General features: G+C 56.1%; 18 protein-coding genes and 2 pseudogenes. 1 reads left to right on the top strand and 19 read right to left on the bottom strand.

Annotation, left to right across the window (positions count from 1 at the left end):
- Positions 1–6: 6 nt before the first annotated feature.
- The 16 genes and pseudogenes from ACSAMP_RS00775 to ACSAMP_RS00850 all read right to left on the bottom strand — a co-directional run bounded on the left by ACSAMP_RS00775 (position 7) and on the right by ACSAMP_RS00850 (position 15,323).
- Entirely contained in the window at positions 7–543 is a 537-nt protein-coding gene (locus tag ACSAMP_RS00775; RefSeq protein WP_117515662.1) for a hypothetical protein, read from the bottom strand.
- A complete protein-coding gene (locus ACSAMP_RS00780; protein ID WP_118359290.1) occupies positions 530–2,632 on the bottom strand; it encodes a DNA topoisomerase 3 in 2,103 nt (700 codons plus the stop codon). Before ACSAMP_RS00780 ends, ACSAMP_RS00775 begins: the two co-directional genes overlap by 14 nt.
- Complete coding sequence (locus ACSAMP_RS00785) at positions 2,629–3,324, bottom strand: DUF4366 domain-containing protein (protein WP_457799223.1); 696 nt, start codon at positions 3,322–3,324, stop codon at positions 2,629–2,631. The genes ACSAMP_RS00780 and ACSAMP_RS00785 overlap by 4 nt, the downstream gene beginning before the upstream one ends.
- 17 nt (positions 3,325–3,341) lie before the next feature.
- A complete protein-coding gene (locus tag ACSAMP_RS00790; RefSeq protein ID WP_457799216.1) occupies positions 3,342–3,629 on the bottom strand; it encodes a DUF4315 family protein in 288 nt (95 codons plus the stop codon).
- Positions 3,616–4,356 (bottom strand): phosphoadenosine phosphosulfate reductase, encoded by a 741-nt coding sequence (locus ACSAMP_RS00795; RefSeq protein WP_457799224.1) that lies wholly within the window; start codon positions 4,354–4,356, stop codon positions 3,616–3,618. The genes ACSAMP_RS00790 and ACSAMP_RS00795 overlap by 14 nt, the downstream gene beginning before the upstream one ends.
- 15 nt (positions 4,357–4,371) lie before the next feature.
- Positions 4,372–6,261: a C40 family peptidase gene (locus ACSAMP_RS00800; protein ID WP_226973347.1), complete on the bottom strand. Its 1,890-nt coding sequence runs from the start codon at positions 6,259–6,261 to the stop codon at positions 4,372–4,374.
- The gene (locus tag ACSAMP_RS00805) at positions 6,258–7,280 is read right to left on the bottom strand and encodes a DNA cytosine methyltransferase (protein WP_117515657.1); all 1,023 of its coding nucleotides are present in this window, start codon (positions 7,278–7,280) and stop codon (positions 6,258–6,260) included. Before ACSAMP_RS00805 ends, ACSAMP_RS00800 begins: the two co-directional genes overlap by 4 nt.
- Positions 7,273–7,893 (bottom strand): hypothetical protein, encoded by a 621-nt coding sequence (locus ACSAMP_RS00810; protein WP_059004496.1) that lies wholly within the window; start codon positions 7,891–7,893, stop codon positions 7,273–7,275. Before ACSAMP_RS00810 ends, ACSAMP_RS00805 begins: the two co-directional genes overlap by 8 nt.
- 4 nt (positions 7,894–7,897) lie before the next feature.
- Positions 7,898–8,659 (bottom strand): BRO family protein, encoded by a 762-nt coding sequence (locus tag ACSAMP_RS00815; protein WP_117515655.1) that lies wholly within the window; start codon positions 8,657–8,659, stop codon positions 7,898–7,900.
- Positions 8,652–11,075 carry a VirB4-like conjugal transfer ATPase, CD1110 family gene (locus ACSAMP_RS00820; RefSeq protein ID WP_118235785.1) on the bottom strand — a complete coding sequence of 808 codons (2,424 nt, stop codon included), beginning with the start codon at positions 11,073–11,075 and terminating at the stop codon, positions 8,652–8,654. Before ACSAMP_RS00820 ends, ACSAMP_RS00815 begins: the two co-directional genes overlap by 8 nt.
- Positions 11,041–11,427, bottom strand: a complete 387-nt coding sequence (locus tag ACSAMP_RS00825; RefSeq protein WP_059004499.1) for a PrgI family protein — start codon at positions 11,425–11,427, stop codon at positions 11,041–11,043. The genes ACSAMP_RS00820 and ACSAMP_RS00825 overlap by 35 nt, the downstream gene beginning before the upstream one ends.
- Positions 11,428–11,431: 4 nt before the next feature.
- Positions 11,432–12,327 (bottom strand): annotated as a pseudogene (locus ACSAMP_RS00830) (radical SAM protein).
- Between the two features lie 13 nt (positions 12,328–12,340).
- Positions 12,341–13,195: a VirB6/TrbL-like conjugal transfer protein, CD1112 family gene (locus ACSAMP_RS00835; RefSeq protein ID WP_118235807.1), complete on the bottom strand. Its 855-nt coding sequence runs from the start codon at positions 13,193–13,195 to the stop codon at positions 12,341–12,343.
- 79 nt (positions 13,196–13,274) lie between these two features.
- Positions 13,275–13,364, bottom strand: a pseudogene (locus tag ACSAMP_RS00840) (Maff2 family mobile element protein); the annotation flags it as partial.
- A gap of 90 nt (positions 13,365–13,454) precedes the next feature.
- The gene (locus ACSAMP_RS00845; protein ID WP_457799217.1) at positions 13,455–15,125 is read right to left on the bottom strand and encodes a recombinase family protein; all 1,671 of its coding nucleotides are present in this window, start codon (positions 15,123–15,125) and stop codon (positions 13,455–13,457) included.
- On the bottom strand, positions 15,126–15,323 hold the full coding sequence (locus tag ACSAMP_RS00850; RefSeq protein ID WP_004612761.1) for a hypothetical protein: 198 nt from the start codon (positions 15,321–15,323) through the stop codon (positions 15,126–15,128).
- Between ACSAMP_RS00850 and ACSAMP_RS00855 the strand changes: the two genes are divergently transcribed.
- Positions 15,297–15,536 carry a hypothetical protein gene (locus tag ACSAMP_RS00855; RefSeq protein WP_021682886.1) on the top strand — a complete coding sequence of 80 codons (240 nt, stop codon included), beginning with the start codon at positions 15,297–15,299 and terminating at the stop codon, positions 15,534–15,536. The genes ACSAMP_RS00850 and ACSAMP_RS00855 overlap by 27 nt on opposite strands.
- Before the next feature lie 28 nt (positions 15,537–15,564).
- Here the strand turns inward: ACSAMP_RS00855 and ACSAMP_RS00860 are convergent, their stop codons facing one another.
- From ACSAMP_RS00860 to mobQ, 3 genes are all read right to left on the bottom strand, one after another.
- Entirely contained in the window at positions 15,565–16,902 is a 1,338-nt protein-coding gene (locus tag ACSAMP_RS00860) for a virulence-associated E family protein (protein WP_117567769.1), read from the bottom strand.
- On the bottom strand, positions 16,871–17,515 hold the full coding sequence (locus ACSAMP_RS00865; protein ID WP_117930459.1) for a CHC2 zinc finger domain-containing protein: 645 nt from the start codon (positions 17,513–17,515) through the stop codon (positions 16,871–16,873). The genes ACSAMP_RS00860 and ACSAMP_RS00865 overlap by 32 nt, the downstream gene beginning before the upstream one ends.
- Before the next feature lie 65 nt (positions 17,516–17,580).
- A complete protein-coding gene (gene mobQ / locus ACSAMP_RS00870) occupies positions 17,581–19,161 on the bottom strand; it encodes a MobQ family relaxase (protein ID WP_457799218.1) in 1,581 nt (526 codons plus the stop codon).
- Positions 19,162–19,323: the final 162 nt, after the last annotated feature.

Below are 19,323 nucleotides of genomic sequence, written 5' to 3' on the forward strand. Positions count from 1 at the left end.
ACCTCCTTACAGTTCCGGCGCAGACTTTTCCCGATGGGGCTGCGCCTTGCTCTGATTGGCACATTCCTTCCGGCTCTGCTCCAGCCGCTCCTTGATGGAGGGCTTTTTCTCCGTCTGCCTCTCCCTGGGACGCTCATGCTCCCACTCGTCGCCGGAAAGGGTGAGATACCCTTTACTGGTGAAGCACCCCTGTTCCTCCCGCATGGCGTGGTTGCCGAAAGGAACGGGATCAATGGCGTCCAGCAGCTCCGGGGGCAGAAGGACATCCAAATGCTGCGCCAGATAGCGCCAGCCCACATCCTCCACCTTGCGGATGTTGGGCTCCAGAATGAAATACTCGGTATTCGCGGGAAACTCCCGGAACTGCTCCAGGGTGGTCAGTCGGAAGGGAGACTCCTGGACAGCGGCCAGGAGGTCACGGTCCTCCGGGGAAAGTCCGGCAAGCGCCTGGGCCGCTGCCTCCAGTTCGCTTGCGTCACCGCCTGCGGGGAGCAGCGGCTTCAAATGCTCCATGAAGTTGACCTCGGTTTTACTTTTTGCCATGCACACCATCCTTTCGTTTGGGAAACTCCAACTTGAAATTGACATACTTGCCGCCGGTATCGTCCAGGATCACCACGGCGTCATAGGTGGAACCTTTCTTCTCCGACCACATCCCCTTGACGGAAGTGTGGCCTTTTTTCAGAAGGTCGGCCGCCATCTTCCGGGTCATTTCCTTGCGGCGGCTGGTCCAGAAACGGTCATTCTTCCACATGACAAACTGGCAGGCCCGGTCCGAACAGGCGAAATTCTTCTTGCCTTCATAGACCGGCTTGCCGCAGCGGGGGCAGAGGCCCACCGTCTCTTTCTCCGGCTGGAACAGCTTTTGCCCATCCTCGGAAATGTGGGAGTATTTCCGCACCAGCTCCGCCGCCATTGCCTCGATCCCGTCCATGAAGTCCTCCGGCGACGCCTGGCCCTTTGCCACCTCGTTCAACCGCTGCTCCCAATCCGCTGTGAGCTTGGGAGAGGTCAGCAGCTCCGGCAGCACCGTGACCAGGTTAACGCCTGCCTTTGTAGGGATCAGGTTCTTGCCCTTGCGCTCCACGAACCCGCCGGACACCAGCTTTTCAATGATGGCCGCCCTTGTCGCCGGGGTGCCCAGGCCCTTGCGTTCTGCCTCGTCCGGCATATCTTCCTTGCCCGCATTCTCCATGGCCGACAGAAGGGTGTCCTCCGTGTAGGGCTTGGGGGGCGAAGTGAAGTGCTCGGTGACGGAGGCGGAGACCGGCTCAAAGACCTGCCCCTCGGTCAAGGCGGGAAGAACACCCTCGGCATCTTCATCCTCCGGCTTCTCCTTCAGGGAGGAACGGAACACCTCCTGGATGGCGCGCCAGCCCTGGGAAAGCACCTGCTTTCCTTTTGCCGTGAAGGTATGTCCGCCGCAATCAAAGGTGGCCGTGACCGCCTCATACACGAAAGGCTCCGCCGCCGCACACAGCAGCTTGCAGCAGACCAGCAGAAGGATATTGCGCTCACCCACAGGCAGCCCCGGAACGTTCGCTTTCTCCAGTTCCAGCGTCGGCAGGATCGCGTGATGGTCAGATACCTCCTTGTCGTTCACCAGCGCCAGAACATCGGGGAAAAACTCCGGGCAGGCATCGAAGGGCGTCACCCGTGCTGCCAGATGCAGAACCACGGAGGCGGTCTCCGCCATGTCGCCGGTCAGATACCGGCTGTCCGTGCGGGGATAGGTCAGCAGCTTCTTTTCATAGAGCGATTGGGCGTAGTCCAGGGTTTGCTTGGCCGTGTAACCGAACACCCGGTTCGCCTCCCGCTGCAAGGTGGTCAGGTCGTACAGTTTGGGCGGGTTCTCCGTCTTTTTCTCCCGCACCAGGGATACACACACGGCCCGCTGCCCGTCACAGGCATCCCGGATGGCCTGGGCGTCCTCCGGGGAAACAATGCGGTCGCTGACCGCCTCGGCCCCCTCCAGCGCCAGCCGCACATAATGGTATTTCTCCTTGCGGAACAGGACGATCTTACTGTCCCGGTCGGCCAGCATCGCCAGGGTGGGCGTCTGCACCCGCCCAATATTTAACGTTCGATGATACAACACCGAAAAGAGCCGTGAGGCATTGATACCAATAAGCCAGTCCGCCTTTTGGCGGCAAAGCGCCGATTGATACAGCGGGTCATAGTCCGCGCCGGGGTGCAGGTCGGCAAAGCCCTCCCGGATTGCCGCATCCTCCATCGAAGAAATCCAGAGACGGGAGAAAGGCTTGGAACATCCGGCAGCCTCATAGACCAGCCGGAAGATCAGCTCGCCCTCGCGTCCCGCGTCGCAGGCGTTGACCAGTTCCGTCACATCGGGGCGCTCCATCAGGGAACGGAGAATGTGGAACTGGTCAGCCTTTTCCTCGGACACCACATAGTGGAAGGGGGCGGGCAGGATGGGAAGGTCCTCATACCGCCACTTCTTATAGCGGTCATCGTAGGCGGCCGCGTCCGCCAGTCCCACCAGATGACCAATGCACCAGGAAATGAGCCAGCCGCCGCCTTCAAAATAGCCATCGGCCCTGGATGTGACACCCAGGGCCGATGCGATACTCTTTGCTACACTCGGTTTTTCGCAGATCACCAATTTGCTCAATTCTGCTCCTCCTGTTCTCCCTGTTCAGGAATGTCCTCGTTTTCGTATTCCTCGTCCTCGAACTCATAGTCGTCCGGGTCGGCGCTGACCTTTGCGCCCTGCTTGGGCTTGATGAACTTGATGTAGGCGAAGGCTCCGCCACCGCCCAGAGCCGCCAGCAGCAGGATCAGCACCAGGGCGCCGCCGCTGCCGGACTCCTTCTCCGGCTCCGGTTCAGGCTCCGGCTCCACCTCCGGCGCTTTCCCGGCGCACTCGCTCATATTCACCGCGCAAACCGGACAGGCGGTATTCACCGCACCGGCCTGGCATTTCTCGGCGCAGGTACAAGCCACAGGTTTTTCCTCCGCCTGCCCATCTTCCATCAGCGCCATCAAGTCGGCTTCATCCACCTGGTTCAAGAAGTGAACGGCGGTTTCCTTGTCCTCGTTGGCCCGGTCGATCAAGATGTAAAAATAGTTGCCCGCTTTCGTGGTCACGGTAATAAGCTGCTTGTCGCCGTAATAGTCATCTACCAGCGTGGCGTTGCCCTCTGGGGTTAGGGGTTGGCCCTCCGGCTCCATGCCCCCGGTGGCGGATTCCTCGGTGGGTTCCGGCGTCGTCTCGGCGGGCTCCCCGGTGTAATAGTCGCCATCCCCGCCGCTCGCAAAGGCGGTGACGGAGAGGGCCGTCATGCACAGGACCACCGCCAGCATCGCCGTAAACAGCCGGATCACTTTCTTATTCTTTCATGGTCGCTGTCCTCCATATCGTCGTCGGGGTCCGCCGCTGCCTCTGACTCCATCATCCCGTCGGGCAGGGTGATAAGGCCGCTGGCGTAGGCCTTCAGGAAGGCGGTCAGCTCCTTGTTGTCCATGCGCACCGCCTTGACCATGCGGACGATCTCCAGGTTTTCTTCCTCGGTGAGCTGCGCCTCCAGTTCCCGAAGGCGCTTCTGTTGGGCGGAGATCTTCTCCTTCGTCTTTTCAATGTCCTTGCGGATCTTCTCAACCGTTGCCATGTGTGCAAAACTCCTTTCCAAATCGTTCTCTCCAGGAATAGTTCCGCCCCAGGCCCTTGACCGTTTTCAGGTTTTTCCGGGCGTTGTCCTCCAGCGCCAGGGCGCGGCGGAACAAATCGGGATGCTGCTCCCGCAGGGCGGTGATCTCGTCGGGTTTCATGCTGGGGCAGAAAAAACAGGACGATTTTCCCGGCTGGGGCAGCCCTGCCGCCTCGATCTGCCGGATGCAATCGTCCCGTGTCCATCCCCATTCCATCAGAGGATACCACTTGCTGTATTTTCGGTCGGCCAGGTCTCCCAGCAGCACCTTGTCGCTGCGGTAGCCCTCGCCTGCGTCGTAGCCGATGAATTTGACCACCCGTTTACCCGCCGCCCACACCTTTTGACACGGCGGATAATGGTTGCAGAACTTTTCCTGCGGCCCGATCTTGTGTTTCAGGGAACACCGCTTGAAGCCGTAGGCAATGGACGGTAGGCTGCAACTTTGCAGACATTCATCCTCCAGCGTCAGCCGTTTCCCGTCACGGGTGGTCTTATACACTCTGATAATGGGAGGCATCCCGTGGTCCTTCAGCCAGCGGTCCATCACCTCCAGATAGGCGTAGGTGTGGGGATGCTCTGCCCCCGTATCCGCAAAGAGAATCAGGTCCACCGGGATACGGTGCTGGTGCAGCCCGATCAAAAGGGCGGTGCTGTTGGCGCCGCCCCCATAGGAAACCATATTGATGCTTCATCACCTCCATCAGTTGTACGGCGGTCTGCCGTATGCGTAGAAATGGGACTGCCAGTAGCTCGTGTTCAGGTTGGAATACTGGATGGGGTCGCCGCAATGCAGCATCATCCCGTCGCCCACATAAATGCCTACATGAGATACGCCGGTTGTGTCGTAGGTGCCCACGAAGAACACCAGATCGCCGGGCTGGGGGTCGGATACTGGGGTGGAAATATTGTAGAGCCCCTGTGCGCCCAGCCGCCCGGTATTGCACAGGCCGCTGTTGGTCAGCACATAACTGACGAATCCGCTGCAATCGAAAGAAGTGCTGGGACTGCTGCCGCCCCACACATAGGGATAACCCAGGTATTTTTCCGCCTCGGTAATGAGGGTGTTGAACCGCTCGTCCGTCAGGTATTCAGCGGGAATCTCCCAGGCGGTGGGAGGGTTGTCGATGTACTTGTTCACATACCCGGAGGACGGGAACAGATCGGGGCGGTTGCCCAGGGTGGACATATAGGTGGCATACAAGGAAAGCTGTTCCTCGCCCATCATGTAGACAGGCACATGGGAGAGGTCGAAGTTTTCCAGCGTGACGGTGCAGATGGTCCAGGTATAGGGCACCCGAACCGTATAGGTGTTGCCCTCGCTGTCCGTCCGTGTCTCCGTCCGATAGCGGGTCTCCGTGGTCACGGTTTCGGTGAGAATGTATTGCTTGTCAAAGAGGGTTTGAAGGTCGCCCTGTACCTGGTCAATGGTGAACACCCCTTCATGGAGTGCCGACAGAATGGAGATCAGCACATAGGGGTCGTGCTCAATCTCGTCCAGATCAAAGTGATACTCGTCATAGTCGTGGGTGGCCTCGTAGGTATCCAGATACTCCCGCAATTCATCCTCTTTGGCGCAGTAGGCTTCTTCCGCCGCCAGCATGTCGGCATCCTCGGAGAGATAGGAGGACGCCATAATGTTGGACACCCCGCCGCCGAACATGGAGGAACAGGATTGCAGGGAGCCCAGCAGCATTACCAGCAGAAGACCGATGCCGCCCACGATCAACGCGCCCTTCCAATGCCGTTTCAGGAAAAGGGCGGTGCGCTTGGACTCCTGGGCGGTTTTCTTGGCCGCCTTTGCCGTGGTCTCCGCTGTTTTCCCGGCCTGGGCGGTCTTGCCCGCCGCCCGGTATGCCGCCGCATATTGCTTTTGCAGCTTCCGTTTCTGCCACAGGCGGGAGATGGGATTGGATGCAAGCTGGGGGTTCTCCGCCACGGCTTTCCGATAGTAGAAATCCGCATTGGCCTTGACCGCCGCCTGCTCCGCCTTTGCCGCGTCCCGCCAGGGTTTCAGCTTGCGTTCCGCCCGCCAGTTCTGGACACGGCGGTTTCCGTAGCCCACAGCCTTCTCAAAGCTACGTTCCCCCAGGTGGCCCGACTGGACGCCGGAATTTTCCTGCTCCACCTCTCGGACCTTGCCGTGGATGGCTGCGCCTGCCTCCTGGATGGGGCGGGACAGCGGATTGGCATGTTGGGGGGATGGCAGTTTGGATGGAACAGCGGTCTTTGCCGCGTCCAGCCGGTCCGCCGCCTTGTCCGACTTGCGGATGGCCCCTTGCAGCTCCGGCTTGGCCTGGTCCGCCTCGGAAAACTGCAATCGGGAGGATGGACGGCCCGCTGCCGCCTCGCCCTCCCGATAGGTTCTGCGCTGTTTCCGGCGCTTCTTCTTGGCTGCTGCCTGTTCCCGGTGCAGTTCCACACGATCCACTACTTTCCCAGCGGCACCCGCCGTGTCGCCGGAGGCGGAATGGTCCTGCTCCGGCGTCCGGTCAGAGGGATAGGTCGTCTCGCCCGTAACCAGATTGACGGATACTGCCCCGTCACGGGTCATCTTCTGCGCCTCCTTTTCGGGGGCTTTCCATTCTTTCAAGGTGCGTCACCTCCTGTTCCATAGGGGCAGATGTCGGCACACGCCCCGGTTTCGATCATGGCGATGTACTGGAAAATGGGATAGGCCTGGGGCGGGCAGACCGCGTTCCCCAGGGTTTTCAGCCGCAGCGCCCGGTTGTCCGTGTCCTCGGTCATGCGGGGGACTCCTTCGGGCTCGGCACGCCAAAGGATGCGTCCGTCCATTTCGGGGGGAATCCCATGAGCCATTCCACCCAGTCCGGGTTCAGCGCCGCTTTCTCGGAAAGGGGCTGCTCCTGCCGGATCACCTGAGCCGACAGGTTGGAGGACGGGGATTTGTCCCGGAAGGCCGCCGGTTTCAGGGTGGAACGGTAGCCCTCCGATGCTGCCGGGGTCAGATAGAACACCGCCGCCGACAGGGACAGGCTCCAGATCGACCCGTCCTTGTTCCGCTTGCGGAATATCCCATTGTCCGACAGGAACACATCCAGGCTGGCAGCATCCCGCCCCGTGGATTTGTCGGAGGCAAGGGGTGTGGGAAACATCAGCCGCGACGATAAAAGTTCGCTGGCGCTCATGCCATGCGCCGACGCCGCAAGCCGGAAATACGAATGGGAGAACAGCGTATCCCGCTTTTGCCAGGTCAAAAATCGTTTTGTCGAGCCCCATATTGATGAAGCCAGCAACATTTTCCCCAAGCACCCAACGGGGCCGCAGTTCGGCAATAACGCGGCACATCTCCGGCCACAGGTAGCGTTCATCCGCAAAGCCCCGCCGTTTTCCTGCGGTGGAGAAAGGCTGGCACGGGAATCCGCCGGAGAGGATGGTAATGGTTTCAAGTCCTGTTTTTTCAAAAAACGCCTCCTTCGTGAATGTGGTGATGTCGCGGAACTTCGGCACATCCGGCCAATGTTTTTGCAGGATGGAATAGGGATAGTCCGCCCACTCGCATTGACAGACCGTTTCAAAGCCCGCCGCCTCCGCCGCAAGGTCCAGCCCGCCGATGCCGGAAAACAGGCTGACATGGGTGAGCTTATTCATGGCTGATCTGCTCCCCAGGGATCAGCTCCGCCCGGAACCGCTTGATGACCGCCGCCTCCAATTCATCCTGACAAAAGTTGCTGTCAGCGGAAAGACCCAGCTTGCGGCGCAGCCTGTTCAGCGTCTTTTCATAGTTCCCGTATTTCTTTTGCAGTCGGAGAAAATCTTTCTCGTTCTGTGCCTGCGACAGACACTTGGCGATGCTGTACCAGGTTACCAGGAACATGTGCAGTTCGCTCACCAGCAGCCGGAATCCGCTGCCGGGGATCAGATAGTGTTCCTCCTGGCGGCCGCCGCCCGGTTCGGGTTCGTCGTCCTCACACTCCACATAGAAGGCGTCCAGCTCGCACAGCTCCCGCGCCTTCATCCCGGCAAGGTCCGCCTTGTCGCCGAACACCAGGTAACGGCCGGGAATGTTCCAGGCGTCAAACTTGTCATCGGCGATCTGGCCGTACCGCTTCGCCGCCGCAATGAACGCCTCCACATCCTCCCGGTCCTTGATTTTTCCGGCAAGGAAGGCAAGCTGATGAAGCAGCCCGTAGAGATGCACTTCCTCGTCGATATGTGCCTCATAGGTCTTTTCCTCGATGACATACAGCTTTTCCTGTTCCATATCCTTATCCCATCCTTTCCTTCCATTCCAGCCGCATTTGCCCATCATCCAGCAGCAGACGGATCACATTTTTGCCCTGGGGCGTAATCAAGGTCTGCTGTCCAAAATGCCCATATTTCCAGAAGTCCTTCACACGGAATAATCCGTTATTGGAGGGCTTGGCATAGGGCAGAAGGTATCCGGCCGGGCAGCGGTACAGAAATCCCGCGTCCATCAGGAAACGGCAAAACGCACGCTCCCCGATTTGCAGTTCTTTCGCCGTGGCTCGGATATTGGTGCAGTTTTCTTCATGGACAAAGGCGTCATAAAAATCTGCTTTCGGCCGCAGCCGTTCCACCTCGCCGGAGAGCTGCCGGTTTTTCTCATGCTCGGCAAGAAGCTGGTCGGCAAAAGCCAGCAATATTTCCGGTTTTTCCGCCGCCTGCTCCAGAAGGGAGGCAGTCATGTACCCGCCCGTCTTGCGGATCATGGGGAGAACTTCGTCAAACACCCATTTTTCAAAGCGTTCCGCACCAGGCAGCCGACTATGAACGATCAGGCGGTACACATCACCCTCCGGGATGAATGTCAATTCCTGTACGCCTCCTTCTGTAAGGGCGCCCCGTTTCAGGGCCCCCTTACAATGCGTATTGATGGCGTTCCTCGGTTTTGCATATCCCAGGGCTTTCGCAACATCAAATCCGCAAAACAGATAATTGCCGTTTTCTTCGATCACTCGGATGCTGCCAAATTCGCGGTTATTGAAAACCGCCATCTTGTTATCCATTCTGGTCCTCCTTTTCGTCGTCCACAGTTTCGTGTGCAACCTCGCTGGGCTTGGTGGTGAGCAATTTATAGAGCTCGGTGTCTTTCGGGAAGTCATCCGCAAAGGGCAGGATGACATTGTTGAAGAACAGCAGCCCGTGGCCCGGCTCGGAGTTGGTCACATAGGCAAGCTGCTCCGATGAAATGTTCAGCCGCTCCGCCAGTATCTTCCGGTCTCCCGCCGCCTGGTTGAGCATATAGATGAAGTCGCTGTTTTCCAGGATGTTTTCGATCTCCGGGGAGGAAAGCAGGTCTTTGGGGTTCTGGGTCGCCCCGGTAGGGATACCGCCCCATTTTCTGAACCGTTTCCAAATCTCGGCGCTGTATGCGGCGGTCTGTTCCTCCTTCAGCAAAAGGTGGAACTCGTCCACGAAATACCAGGTGGAGCGCCCGATAGCCCGGTTGATGGTAACGGTGTTCCACACCGCATCCTGAACAATGAGCATCCCCGGCTTTTTCAGGTTCTTGCCCAGGCCCTTGATGTCAAAGCAGACAAGGCGGTTGGAGATGTCCACGGTGGTACGGTGGTTGAAGAAGTTCAGCGAACCGTTCACATAGAGGTCCAGCGCCTGGGCCACTCGGTCGGCCTCCGGGATGTGCTGGGACAGAAGGGCGTTCATCAGGTCGCCCAGAATGGGCATATTCTCTGGCCGGGGATCGGCAAAGTAGGGCTGGTAGATCATCTGTACCGCCCGGTCAATGACGGTTTTCTCGATGGCCTCCAGCCCCGTCTTGCTGCCCATGATGAGCTCGCAGAAGGATAAGACGAAATCACTTTTCAGCGCCAGCGGGTTTTCTTCCTCGGAGTAGTTGAGGTTGATGTCCAGAGGGTTCACATAGTCGGTGCTGGACGGGGACAGCCGGATCACCTGACCGCCCAATCGCTTCACCAGGGGCGAATACTCGTCCTCCGGGTCGCAGATGATGACATTATCCTGGGTCATCAGCATGATAAAGGTGATCTCCCGCTTGCAGCTCATGGATTTGCCGCTGCCGGGGGTGCCGAACACAAGACCGTTGGGACAGCGGGATTGCTTGCGGTCCAGCAGGATCATGTTATTGGAAAGGGCGTTGAGCCCGTAGTACATGGCGTCGCCGCCCATGAACACCTCCTGGGTGACGAAGGGGACGAACACCGCCAGGGCCGAAGTGGTCAGGCTCCGTTCTATCTTGATGCGGTTGAGCCCCAGGGGAAGGCTGCTCATAAGCCCGTCCTCCTGCTGGAAGTCCAGCCGGGTCAGAAGGCAGTTATAGGTCTGGGCGACGCTGGCCGCCTGGGATACGGCGATCTCCAGCTTTTGACGGGTCTCCGCCGTGTGCAGCACCAGGAAGGTCATGTTGAACATTCTCTCGTTGCGGGATTGCAGGTCGGTGAGCAGGTCCTTTGCCGCGCCGCCGTATGTAGAGAGGTCCGAAGGAAGGATGTCCATATCGTAGCCGCTGCGCACCGCCCGCTTCTGCTCCTGTATCTTCATGGCGTCCAGGTCGGTGATCTTCCGCTTGACCATTTTGATGGCCTCGTTCTGGTTGATGCCCCGGATGTGCATGGTCACCATGATATTTCCGTCCGCCTCCATGAAGTCGGTGAGGATACGGTCGTGCATCTCGGGCGCCAGGATTTGCAGGAAGGACACCGCCCCATACCGCTTTCCGATGCGGAAGGTGCGGGTCTCCCCGAAGTGGAAGGAGGACGGAGAAATGAAGTCCTTCACCGAAAGGCCGCTGGCCGGGAGCCAGTCCCATTCAAAGGCGAATTGCCCTCCCTCCGGGTGGAGGATGTTGTAAAGCAGCTCCAGCCGTTCCTTTCCGTCCAGCACATGAGCCGCCGCCCCCATGACCTTGAAGCGGTTGAGGGTGTCGGTTTCAATGCGGGCAAACCGCGCCCGGGCCGCAGGAAGATTCTCCGCCTCGATGGTCAGGGTGACATACTTGGTTTTCACATAGCCGTTGTTGCCCCGACGGTACTGCATCCGCAGGATGTCCACCGCCTCGTCCCGGATGGGGTCCAGGTCGTTGCCCTGCCGGGTGATGCCGAACATTTCATCGGCGGCGCTGCCTCCGCTGCGGCTGTCCAAAGTGACCTGGACGCCGATGGAGGGGTCGTAGCCGTTGTAGAAGTCGCAGAGGCTTTCAAAGATGCTCCGCTGGTCCTCCGGCCCAGCCAGGCGGTAATTCACATCCTCAAAGGCAATGGTCTTGGAGAAGGCGCCGCCCTCCAGCCTGCACAGACCGTCCGGGAACATATTCTGAAACGGGATGCTGTCCTGCACCGTATGGGCTTTTCCGTCGCCCTTCGCCTGCCGGATCACCGCCTCGATCTGCTTGCGCTCGGCACGGGTGAGCTTACGCTTTGCCGGTTTTTCTGCCTTTTCTCGCAATCCGCTTCACCTCCTGTTCCAGTTGGGATTGCCGCACCAGGGCGGAATAGAGATTGTTTGTCTGGTAGATGCGTACCTTCGGCCGGATGAATTTGTTCTGGATCAGATGCCCCAGGAACACTTCCAGCGGCTGCCCGTTCTTCTCATACATGGCGAACAGGAAAAAGGGCAGCATCACCAGGATCATGCACAGCGCCGCCGTGGTAGTTCCCAGGCTCGCCTTTGCCAAAAAGAAAAGCGGCACGCCTACCAGCGCCGCCGCTCCGAAACAGATCACTTGTCGTTTGGTCAGCCCGAACAGGACCTTGCTCTGTATCCGACTCAGGTCCTTCGGGATTGTTACATAAGCCAATGTTTCACACCTCCTTCTTCATCGGCGCATAGTCCTTAAAATCTGATACGGAATGAAAAATCCGTTTATTATTTACCCATCTTTGCAGATGGCGGGTAATGCGTGGAGCCGTGGGACGCTCATAGATCATCACATAGGGATCATATCCCAATGCCCGCAAGGTGTTTACCCGGTACAAATCCTGTTCATGGGTGCTGCCGTAATTGGTCAGGACATAGACACGGCGGTTTCGGTCGCTCTTTATGGAAGTAAGTTCACGAAAGCGACGGAAATACTCCGTCAGGTCCTCGTCCGGTTATCCCATGCGAAATGCACCGCTTTTGTCCGCACTTTGTTCAGTAGAGATACATTATCACGGCTGATAAGGCGAATATCGAGCCCCTGGGTAAAGTCCACCAGCGCCCGGCTCTCAATTAGCTGTTCAATGAGCCTTTCATGGTCGGGACAGGCAAGCAGGTTCGGGTCCATCAGTTTGATTTCTTCCTCACCATTCCAAAACTCGGAAAGATCAGCCACCCGGACGCTCCTGCGCCCTTCTTTTTTGCTGACAATACAAAATCCGCAGTTCCTTGGACAGCCACGGCTTAAAAAGCCGTAGGCTGTACCTAAAAACCGCGGATATAGAAAATAGTCCGGCCGAATATGCTCGATCTCATGCGGGAGGTTTTCGCCGGGGCCGTAACCTGTACCGCCCTGGATGACCTTATCCGCATTGCTCACCTGTATGGTGTCTTTGGAATAGGTGTCTGTAAATACCCGGCTTTTATAAACAAGGTCATATTGCTTTGCAGGGTCCCACCATTCCACCCGATCCCCGTGTCTGGTGTGATACTCCGAGAGCTTCATCAGGCACAGGTTGGGAAAATTGTGCGAGTCCACATCAATAAGGCCTACTCTCAAATATCTGCCTCCTTTAGTGGGCGCCGAACAGGGATTTTGCAAGGCTGCCGGTCTTGAACAATGTGTAGCACAGCAGAACCGTATAGCCCATGCACCCCCAGATGGCAGCGGATATGTTGTCGCCGGATGTGGAGATGCCCTCCACCAGCACGGCATAGATGCCCACGCAGATCATAATGAGGAAGGCCTGGAAGCCCAGGGCCAGCAGGGAGCGAAGGTAGTTCTGCCCCGTGGAGCCCCATTCCCGGTTGACCATCGTGGCAAAGGGAATCGGCCCTATGGAGGTGACCAAATACACCTCAATCATTCTGCCGTAGATCACCAGGAAGATACAGATGGAAAGAATCTGCGTACACAGCCCCACGAACACACTCTGGAACCACAGCCCCAGCAGGGCGCCCACGCTCCAGTCGGCAAGCTGGGTCTCCAGATTGCCCACCACGCCGGAAATGTCGATGCCTGCGTCCGAGATGATGACCCCCGCCGACTGACTGACCACATTCTGCGCCACATCGAACACCGCCATGACGATGTTCCAGGTGTTGGTGACGATCAGCACCGCGCAGAAGGTCTTGAAAATCCACTTGAAGAAAATCCAGGTGTCAAAGTCGTGGAGGTTATTTTTCTCGATGATGAGCTGGATCAGCTCGTAGCACATGACGAAGGTGAGGATGATGCCAGCGATGGGGACAATCACCGTTTCCGAGAGGTTTCGGATCATGTTGAAGATGCTGCTGTTCCAGGCGGCGGGCGTCATGCCGACCTCCCCGGCGATCTCGCCCACCTTTGTATTCAGGGTATCAAACATCCCGGTCAGGTTTGAAATGATACCGTCAATGAGCAGTTCCTTGAACCACTCCTGGATCATATCCAATATCAAGGGAGATCACCTCCTTTGCGGGGGCTCCCGCTATCAAGCGAAAGCCCCCGCCGGTTTTGGAGAATCATTAGGTGGTGGACAGCAGACCGGACAGCAGAGGGATCAGGGTGATGCCGATGAGGGCAACGCCGCCGCCCGCCATGAGCTGTTTTATCCCCAATTAGGTGTAAAACTCTGCTCGATGGCGGGCGGCGGCGTACAAAGAATCTATATGGTGTTTTTAAGAGAACCGTCCCGGCGGGACAGGTCAGGCAGTGACCTGTTCCACCTCCGGGATGGGTTTGAGATTAAAATGAATTTCGATAGAAATGTGTCTTGTTTTATCTTCGTCAATGCGCTCATGCACGACGATTTCTTTGATTAAGCGGTTGAGGGTGGCTGCGTCCAGCTCTGTGATGTTGGCGTATTCCTGAATGGCTTCCACCCATTGCTTTGCGTCATTGGCAAGTTGGACTTCATCGGACAGCCGCTTTCTGCCCTCGGATACTCTGGTTTTAAGCTCCGTCTGCTCGGTCTGTGTCTTTTCCAGCATGGTGTTGAAATTCTGTTCACTGATACGCCCTGCAATCATATCCTCATAAAGCCGCATTACCATTTTGTCCAGAACCTCAATCCGTTCCTCGTCCCTTGTGAGGGAGCGTTCCATTGCTTCCCGCTGTTCCCGCTGCTCGGCTTCACAGGTATTGGTCAAGCGGTCGGCAACCGCTTCCCCGTCCATCAGGGCGGCTCTGGCACATTCCCGGATTTTCCGCAGCACATGGCTGTAAAGGGTGTCATAATCAATCCGGTGCTGGGTGCAGTGGTTCTTTCCAAAGGCATTGTAGGTTTTGCAGGAGTAAATCTGCTGGGGATGTTTTGCGTTTGTGTAGCGTACCGTCAGTGACTTCCCACACTCACCGCATTTTATCAGTCCGGCAAACAGGCTGATTTCATTGGTCTGCCCCGGACGCTGGCGGGATTTCAGCTTGTTCTGCACAATGTCAAAGCTCATGCGGTCAATCAGCGGTTCATGCTGTCCCTCCACCACAATCCAGTCCTCCGGCTTCTTTTCCCCAATCGTGCCGATTTTGAAACGGTAGTCCTTTTTCTGGGAAGCAATCGCCCCGGTGTAGACGGGATTCATCAAAAGGTCTTTGATAACGGAGAAGTCCCACATATACCGCCCGTTTTCCGGGTCTTTCTTTTCCCATTTGGTGCGGGTATTGCGAAGCCCCCGTTCCCGGTTCCACCATGTGGGGCAGGGGATTTTTTCTTCCTCCAGCCGTCTGCGGATATAGTTCGGACCATGACCGTTTAGGGCATATCCGAAAATCAGCCGCACAATCGGGGCGGTTTCCTCGTCAATGAGCAGATGGTTTTTGTCCTCCGGGTCTTTCCGATACCCGAACGGGGCAAGACACCCGGTAAACTGTCCTTTCTGCGCTTTCAGAAGATAAGAGGAATGGACTTTCTTGGAAATATCCTTACTGTACATCTCGTTCAGGATATTCTTGAACGGGGCGATGTCGTTGTTATCCCGCAGGGTGTCGATACCGTCATTCATGGCAATATAGCGGACACCGTTTCTTGGGAAAAAGTCCTCAATCAAATGCCCGGTTTGCAGATAGTTACGCCCCAGTCGGCTGAGGTCTTTCGTGATGACAAGGTTGATTTGCCTGCGCTCAATGGCTCTCAACATTCTCTGTAAATCAGGACGCTCCATATTAAGACCTGTGAAGCCATCGTCCTGATAGACTGCCACAACCTCCCATCCCTGCTTTTCGCAGTATTTTTCCAGCATATCACGCTGGTTTGCGATACTGGCACTTTCGCCTTGCAGGTCATCGTCCTTTGACAGTCTGCAATAGACCGCTGCACGATAACCCCTGGCAAGTGCCGAACCTATTGTTCTGTATTCCATTTCATTCATCATAGCCATTTACCCACACAATCCAGACGGTATCTGGCTCTTTTGAACCTCATCTTCATTATACTTCAAATCTTTCTTTTTAGCAAGATATTCTTTCGTATTTGTCTTTCCGTATTTCTGGGAAATCAGGCTGACGAACACATCGGTTGCGTCCAGCTCCCCGTCAAATACAGTGGTCACATGAATCTCTGTTTTGTTTTTTGCCATAGGCAGTTATCCTCCATACATGAAAATAGCCAGACAGAGGGTGTCGGCAACGAAGTCCGGCAACGGGCTTCAAAAGACCTTGCAAACAATCTCAATCTGGCGATGGTTACTATTTATACTTTTCTTTTATTTTTCTGTTGTTTTGGTTGTTATAAGGGAGAAAAGCCCGGAAATAAGGGGTTTTCCCCGGCAACCGGCTCGGCAACGGGATAGCAACAGGGGGTGCAACGGGCTGTCATTTTCAGAATGGAAGCTCCATCTGTTCTGTGACCTCCACAAAACCATCCATCGTTTTTTCAGACGGGTTGCCGGAGTCCGTTGCCGGGTTTTCACGCTCCCAGCCCTTTTGTCTGCCATATTCTGAAAACATTCTTGGGTTCGGGAAGTACCGCCAGCCGGAAATGCACTGGTTCATAATCTCGTTGATTTCCCGGATTTCCCATTGCTTCGGTTCGTCAAAGGCATGGTTCAAGGCTTCCTTGTAGAGCTGCTTGGAACAGACCATGCTCCCGGTGTACTTATCAAGATACGCCTGTATCATTCCGGCTTTGGTGTCCTCCGGCATAAAATCCCGCTGGTGTTCTTTGAGATACCGCTGCATGGCGGGGCTGAAAGCCAGCTTGAACCTGCCGCTTCGGTAAATCTCCATCGCTTCTGCCCACATCTGCTCGATATAGGCTCTGGAAGCAGCTTCGTCCTCTAAAATGTGAACCTCGGCTTGCTCCGAGTACACCATGACGGGGATAAAGCGGCGGTTGCCGGAACGGTCAAGGGGCAGGAAGTCAAGGGCATTGGAAGTGCCGCCAAACACGCACTGACGGGGGCGGTCTGCCGGGTGGGTTTCATAGGGTATTTTGTAAACCTCTTTCTGCCGGCTTAAAAATGACTTGATTTCCTCAATGCTCTTGGCGTTGGCGGTTGCCATCATTTCTGACATTTCGATAATCCAGTGACCTTGCAGCTTGCGGTACACATTGTCATCGTCCAGCTTCCGCAAATCATCGGAGAACCACTCGTCCCGGACTGCCAGCAGACGGAAGAAGGTGGACTTGCCAGCCCCCTGACCGCCTACCAGACAGAGCATGATTTCAAACTTGCACCCCGGCTGAAAGGCTCGTGAGATTGCACCCAGCAGGAACAGCTTCAATGCTTCATAGGTGTAATCGTCTGCGTCAGCCCCCAGAAAGTGCCGCAGGCAGAAACGGATTCGTTCCGTCCCGTCCCACACAAGGGTATTGAGATAGTCCCGGATGGGATGGTACTTGTTTTCATTCGCCACAATCCCGATGGCGTTATCAATCTTTTTCTCATTGGTAAGCCCGTAGGTTTCTTCCAGATAAAGAAGCAGATACTTCATGTCCGTATCGTTCAGGGCTGTGCTTTCCCTGTGGAAGCCGATGGGCTTTATGATGTCCTTGCGGTCGGTCAGGATGTTGTATGCGATAGCCCCGGAAAGCAGCGGGTCACGCTGGAATACGGTCAGGCAGTTCCGTATGCTCTGACGGACACCGCCTTTCTCGGTAGTTTCCAGCCCCGCCTTGATTTCCTCAACGCTCTGGGGCGGCTGCATGGCGTTCATGGTGTTTTTTAGTTCTTGCTGCGTCTGCGGCTGCAAGCTCTGCCATTCGCTGTTCAAGCTGTATCACATCCTTTCCGTAGTCCGTAATCAAAGCCGCTTTTTCCTCTGTTTCCCCGAACAGCAGCACATCCAGCAGATATTCCACTTGGTCTTGCTTCTGTAAGGCTTCCACAAACCGGGGATGAAAGATTTCCTCTGGGGAGTGCGGGGCATATTCCTTTCTCCACACTCGGAGTAGGTGGAGATAATCGGCAAGGATACGGAAGCAATGGTTTTTTGCTTCCTGAAACTGTTCCTCCGGGGATTTCTGCCGGGACTTGGGCTTTTTTGCCTTTCCCGGCGGTTTCCAGTCCTCATAGGAAAGCCCGAAGTCCTGTGCCAGTTGTACGGCGGCTTCTTTCTTTCCCAGCCCATACAGGGCGGCGGCAAAATCAATCACATCCCCATCCGCACCGCAGCCGAAGCAGTGGTAACGCCGATCCAGCTTCATGCTTGGGGTTTTATCGTTATGGAACGGACAGCAAGCCATCCCGTTCCGACCTACATGGATTCCATAATGCTCCGCAGCCTGTCTTGTTGTGACGGACTGCTTCACAGCTTCAAATACATTCAAATCTGTCCCTCCTTGAAAATAAGAAAAGCACCTGACATTCTCTGATTGAAAATGGCAAGTGCCTGTTAAAGTTCCATATCCTGTTGTTTGTGTTTCGTCTGTGCCGGGACAGTTCTTTGTGCTTTTTTCTCGTCTGCCTTATCCTGCAAGACTTCTTTGATGGGCTGCTTCTTGGGCGGCTCTTTGCTTTCTTCTGTGCCGGGGGTGGCTTTCCGTACCCAGTAGCGGATGTCCCGCAGCTTCTTCAAATCCTCCTGTACCTCGGTCAGTGGTACTTTCAGCTCTGCGATTTCTTCCAGAAGTTTTTCCTGCTCCTCTTGCAGCTCCTTTTGGGTACTGTCCTTATCGTCTGGGTGCTTGGCAAGGTAGGCGGCGGCTTTCGCATACCGGGCAACCTCCGGGTGTTCCTGTTTGAATTTCTCCTTTGTTTTCTTAAAAAATATCTTCTGGTACTTCTCATAGACAGGCTTACATTCCTTGCAGGCTGTCTGGCTGGCAAGAATCCCGTCAATCACTTTGCTGCGGGCTTCCTTTGGCTTCATCTGATTGCGGTAATCTGCGGCTGATTTCCCGGAAGATTCCAGAAATGCTTCTAAGTCCTCCACAGTGGAAAGCCCCTTTTGCCGGAGATAGGACAGGGCTTCGCTGACTGCCTTTAAGTCCTGTGAAGTCCCCCGGTTCTGTCCAGCCCTTGTCCAGTCCTTCCGTTCTTCCTTTCGTATCTCCATGTACTTCATCAGCAGATTGGGAAGAAGTGTCGCTTCCTCCGCCGCCTTTTGTGCAAGCAGCTCTTTCCGTTTTTCTCCCAGCTCGGTAATCCAGCCTTTGAGGTTTTGGATAAGCTGCCGGATGGACTTCATCAGACTGTTGGCGGCTCTGATTTCCCGGTTCAGGTTTCCGATATTCGTCTGGATACCACGCTTTTCCATCTGCCGGACAGCAGCCCCCTCATGGACAGTGGGGACAATATCAAGCCCCTGTCTGGCATAGGAACGCAAGTCCACACGCTCCGGACGGTCATTGGCTTCCAGATAGCGGTTCTGGATGACCTCCCACTCATGCCGCCAGATTTCGCAATACTTCTGGTCGTTCCAATCCACCGTATCCTCCTTGTGGCTTTTCCATCTGCCGGACGGAAGTTTTATCCGTTCCCCGTTTTCGTCAAGGTCATAAACCTTGCGGCTCTTGGGAAGCCATTTTCCATGTTCGTCCATTGCCCTCATAGTGAGCATGACATGGGCGTGGGGATTGTGTCCCGGCGGATGGGGGTCATGGATTGCAAAGTCAGCAATCATGCCTTTGGAAACAAACTGCTGCTCACAAAACTCCCGGACAAGGACAGCATACTGGTCGGGCGGTATCTCTCTGGGGATGGTAAGCACCCACCGCCTTGCAAGCTGGGAGTTCCATTGTTTTTCCACCGCTTCGGCGGCGTTCCACAAAGTATTGCGGTCTGCATATTCCTGTGGGGCATTAGGTGGGAGCAGGATTTCATTGTGGACGATACCACGCTTTTCCGGGTAGTGCTTCACTTGCTGGTCATATTCACAGAACAGTTTTTCGCCACTCTGGTAAGCAGCGGCGGCAACCGCAGACTGCCGCTGACTGCGCTGAACAATCGTGATTTCGTTGTGTGGACAGGGCATTTCGTGTCCCTCCTTTCGCTAATTGGTGGACGGGGTGGCGTTTTACCACCTCATTTTGGGCAGAAAAAAAGCAGGAGACCTTTCTTTCAGATTTCCTGCTCGGTGTGCCGCTGTGTGGGCGGCGGGTATTTAGTTGTAAAAGTTCGGGACAAGTTGACCCGA

The organism is Flintibacter sp. SJQ-8, assembly GCF_054108085.1.

Excerpts from the sequence above, each read along its gene's own strand:
- ACSAMP_RS00845 (WP_457799217.1), bottom strand. The coding sequence starts at position 15,125 with ATGGCTATGATGAATGAAATGGAATACAGAACAATAGGTTCGGCACTT.
- ACSAMP_RS00850 (WP_004612761.1), bottom strand. The coding sequence starts at position 15,323 with ATGGCAAAAAACAAAACAGAGATTCATGTGACCACTGTATTTGACGGG.
- ACSAMP_RS00805 (WP_117515657.1), bottom strand. The coding sequence starts at position 7,280 with ATGAATAAGCTCACCCATGTCAGCCTGTTTTCCGGCATCGGCGGGCTG.
- ACSAMP_RS00855 (WP_021682886.1), top strand. The coding sequence starts at position 15,297 with ATGAATCTCTGTTTTGTTTTTTGCCATAGGCAGTTATCCTCCATACAT.
- mobQ (WP_457799218.1), bottom strand. The coding sequence starts at position 19,161 with ATGCCCTGTCCACACAACGAAATCACGATTGTTCAGCGCAGTCAGCGG.
- ACSAMP_RS00815 (WP_117515655.1), bottom strand. The coding sequence starts at position 8,659 with ATGGATAACAAGATGGCGGTTTTCAATAACCGCGAATTTGGCAGCATC.
- ACSAMP_RS00775 (WP_117515662.1), bottom strand. The coding sequence starts at position 543 with ATGGCAAAAAGTAAAACCGAGGTCAACTTCATGGAGCATTTGAAGCCG.
- ACSAMP_RS00785 (WP_457799223.1), bottom strand. The coding sequence starts at position 3,324 with ATGCTGGCGGTGGTCCTGTGCATGACGGCCCTCTCCGTCACCGCCTTT.
- ACSAMP_RS00810 (WP_059004496.1), bottom strand. The coding sequence starts at position 7,893 with ATGGAACAGGAAAAGCTGTATGTCATCGAGGAAAAGACCTATGAGGCA.
- ACSAMP_RS00790 (WP_457799216.1), bottom strand. The coding sequence starts at position 3,629 with ATGGCAACGGTTGAGAAGATCCGCAAGGACATTGAAAAGACGAAGGAG.
- ACSAMP_RS00860 (WP_117567769.1), bottom strand. The coding sequence starts at position 16,902 with ATGAACGCCATGCAGCCGCCCCAGAGCGTTGAGGAAATCAAGGCGGGG.
- ACSAMP_RS00835 (WP_118235807.1), bottom strand. The coding sequence starts at position 13,195 with ATGATCCAGGAGTGGTTCAAGGAACTGCTCATTGACGGTATCATTTCA.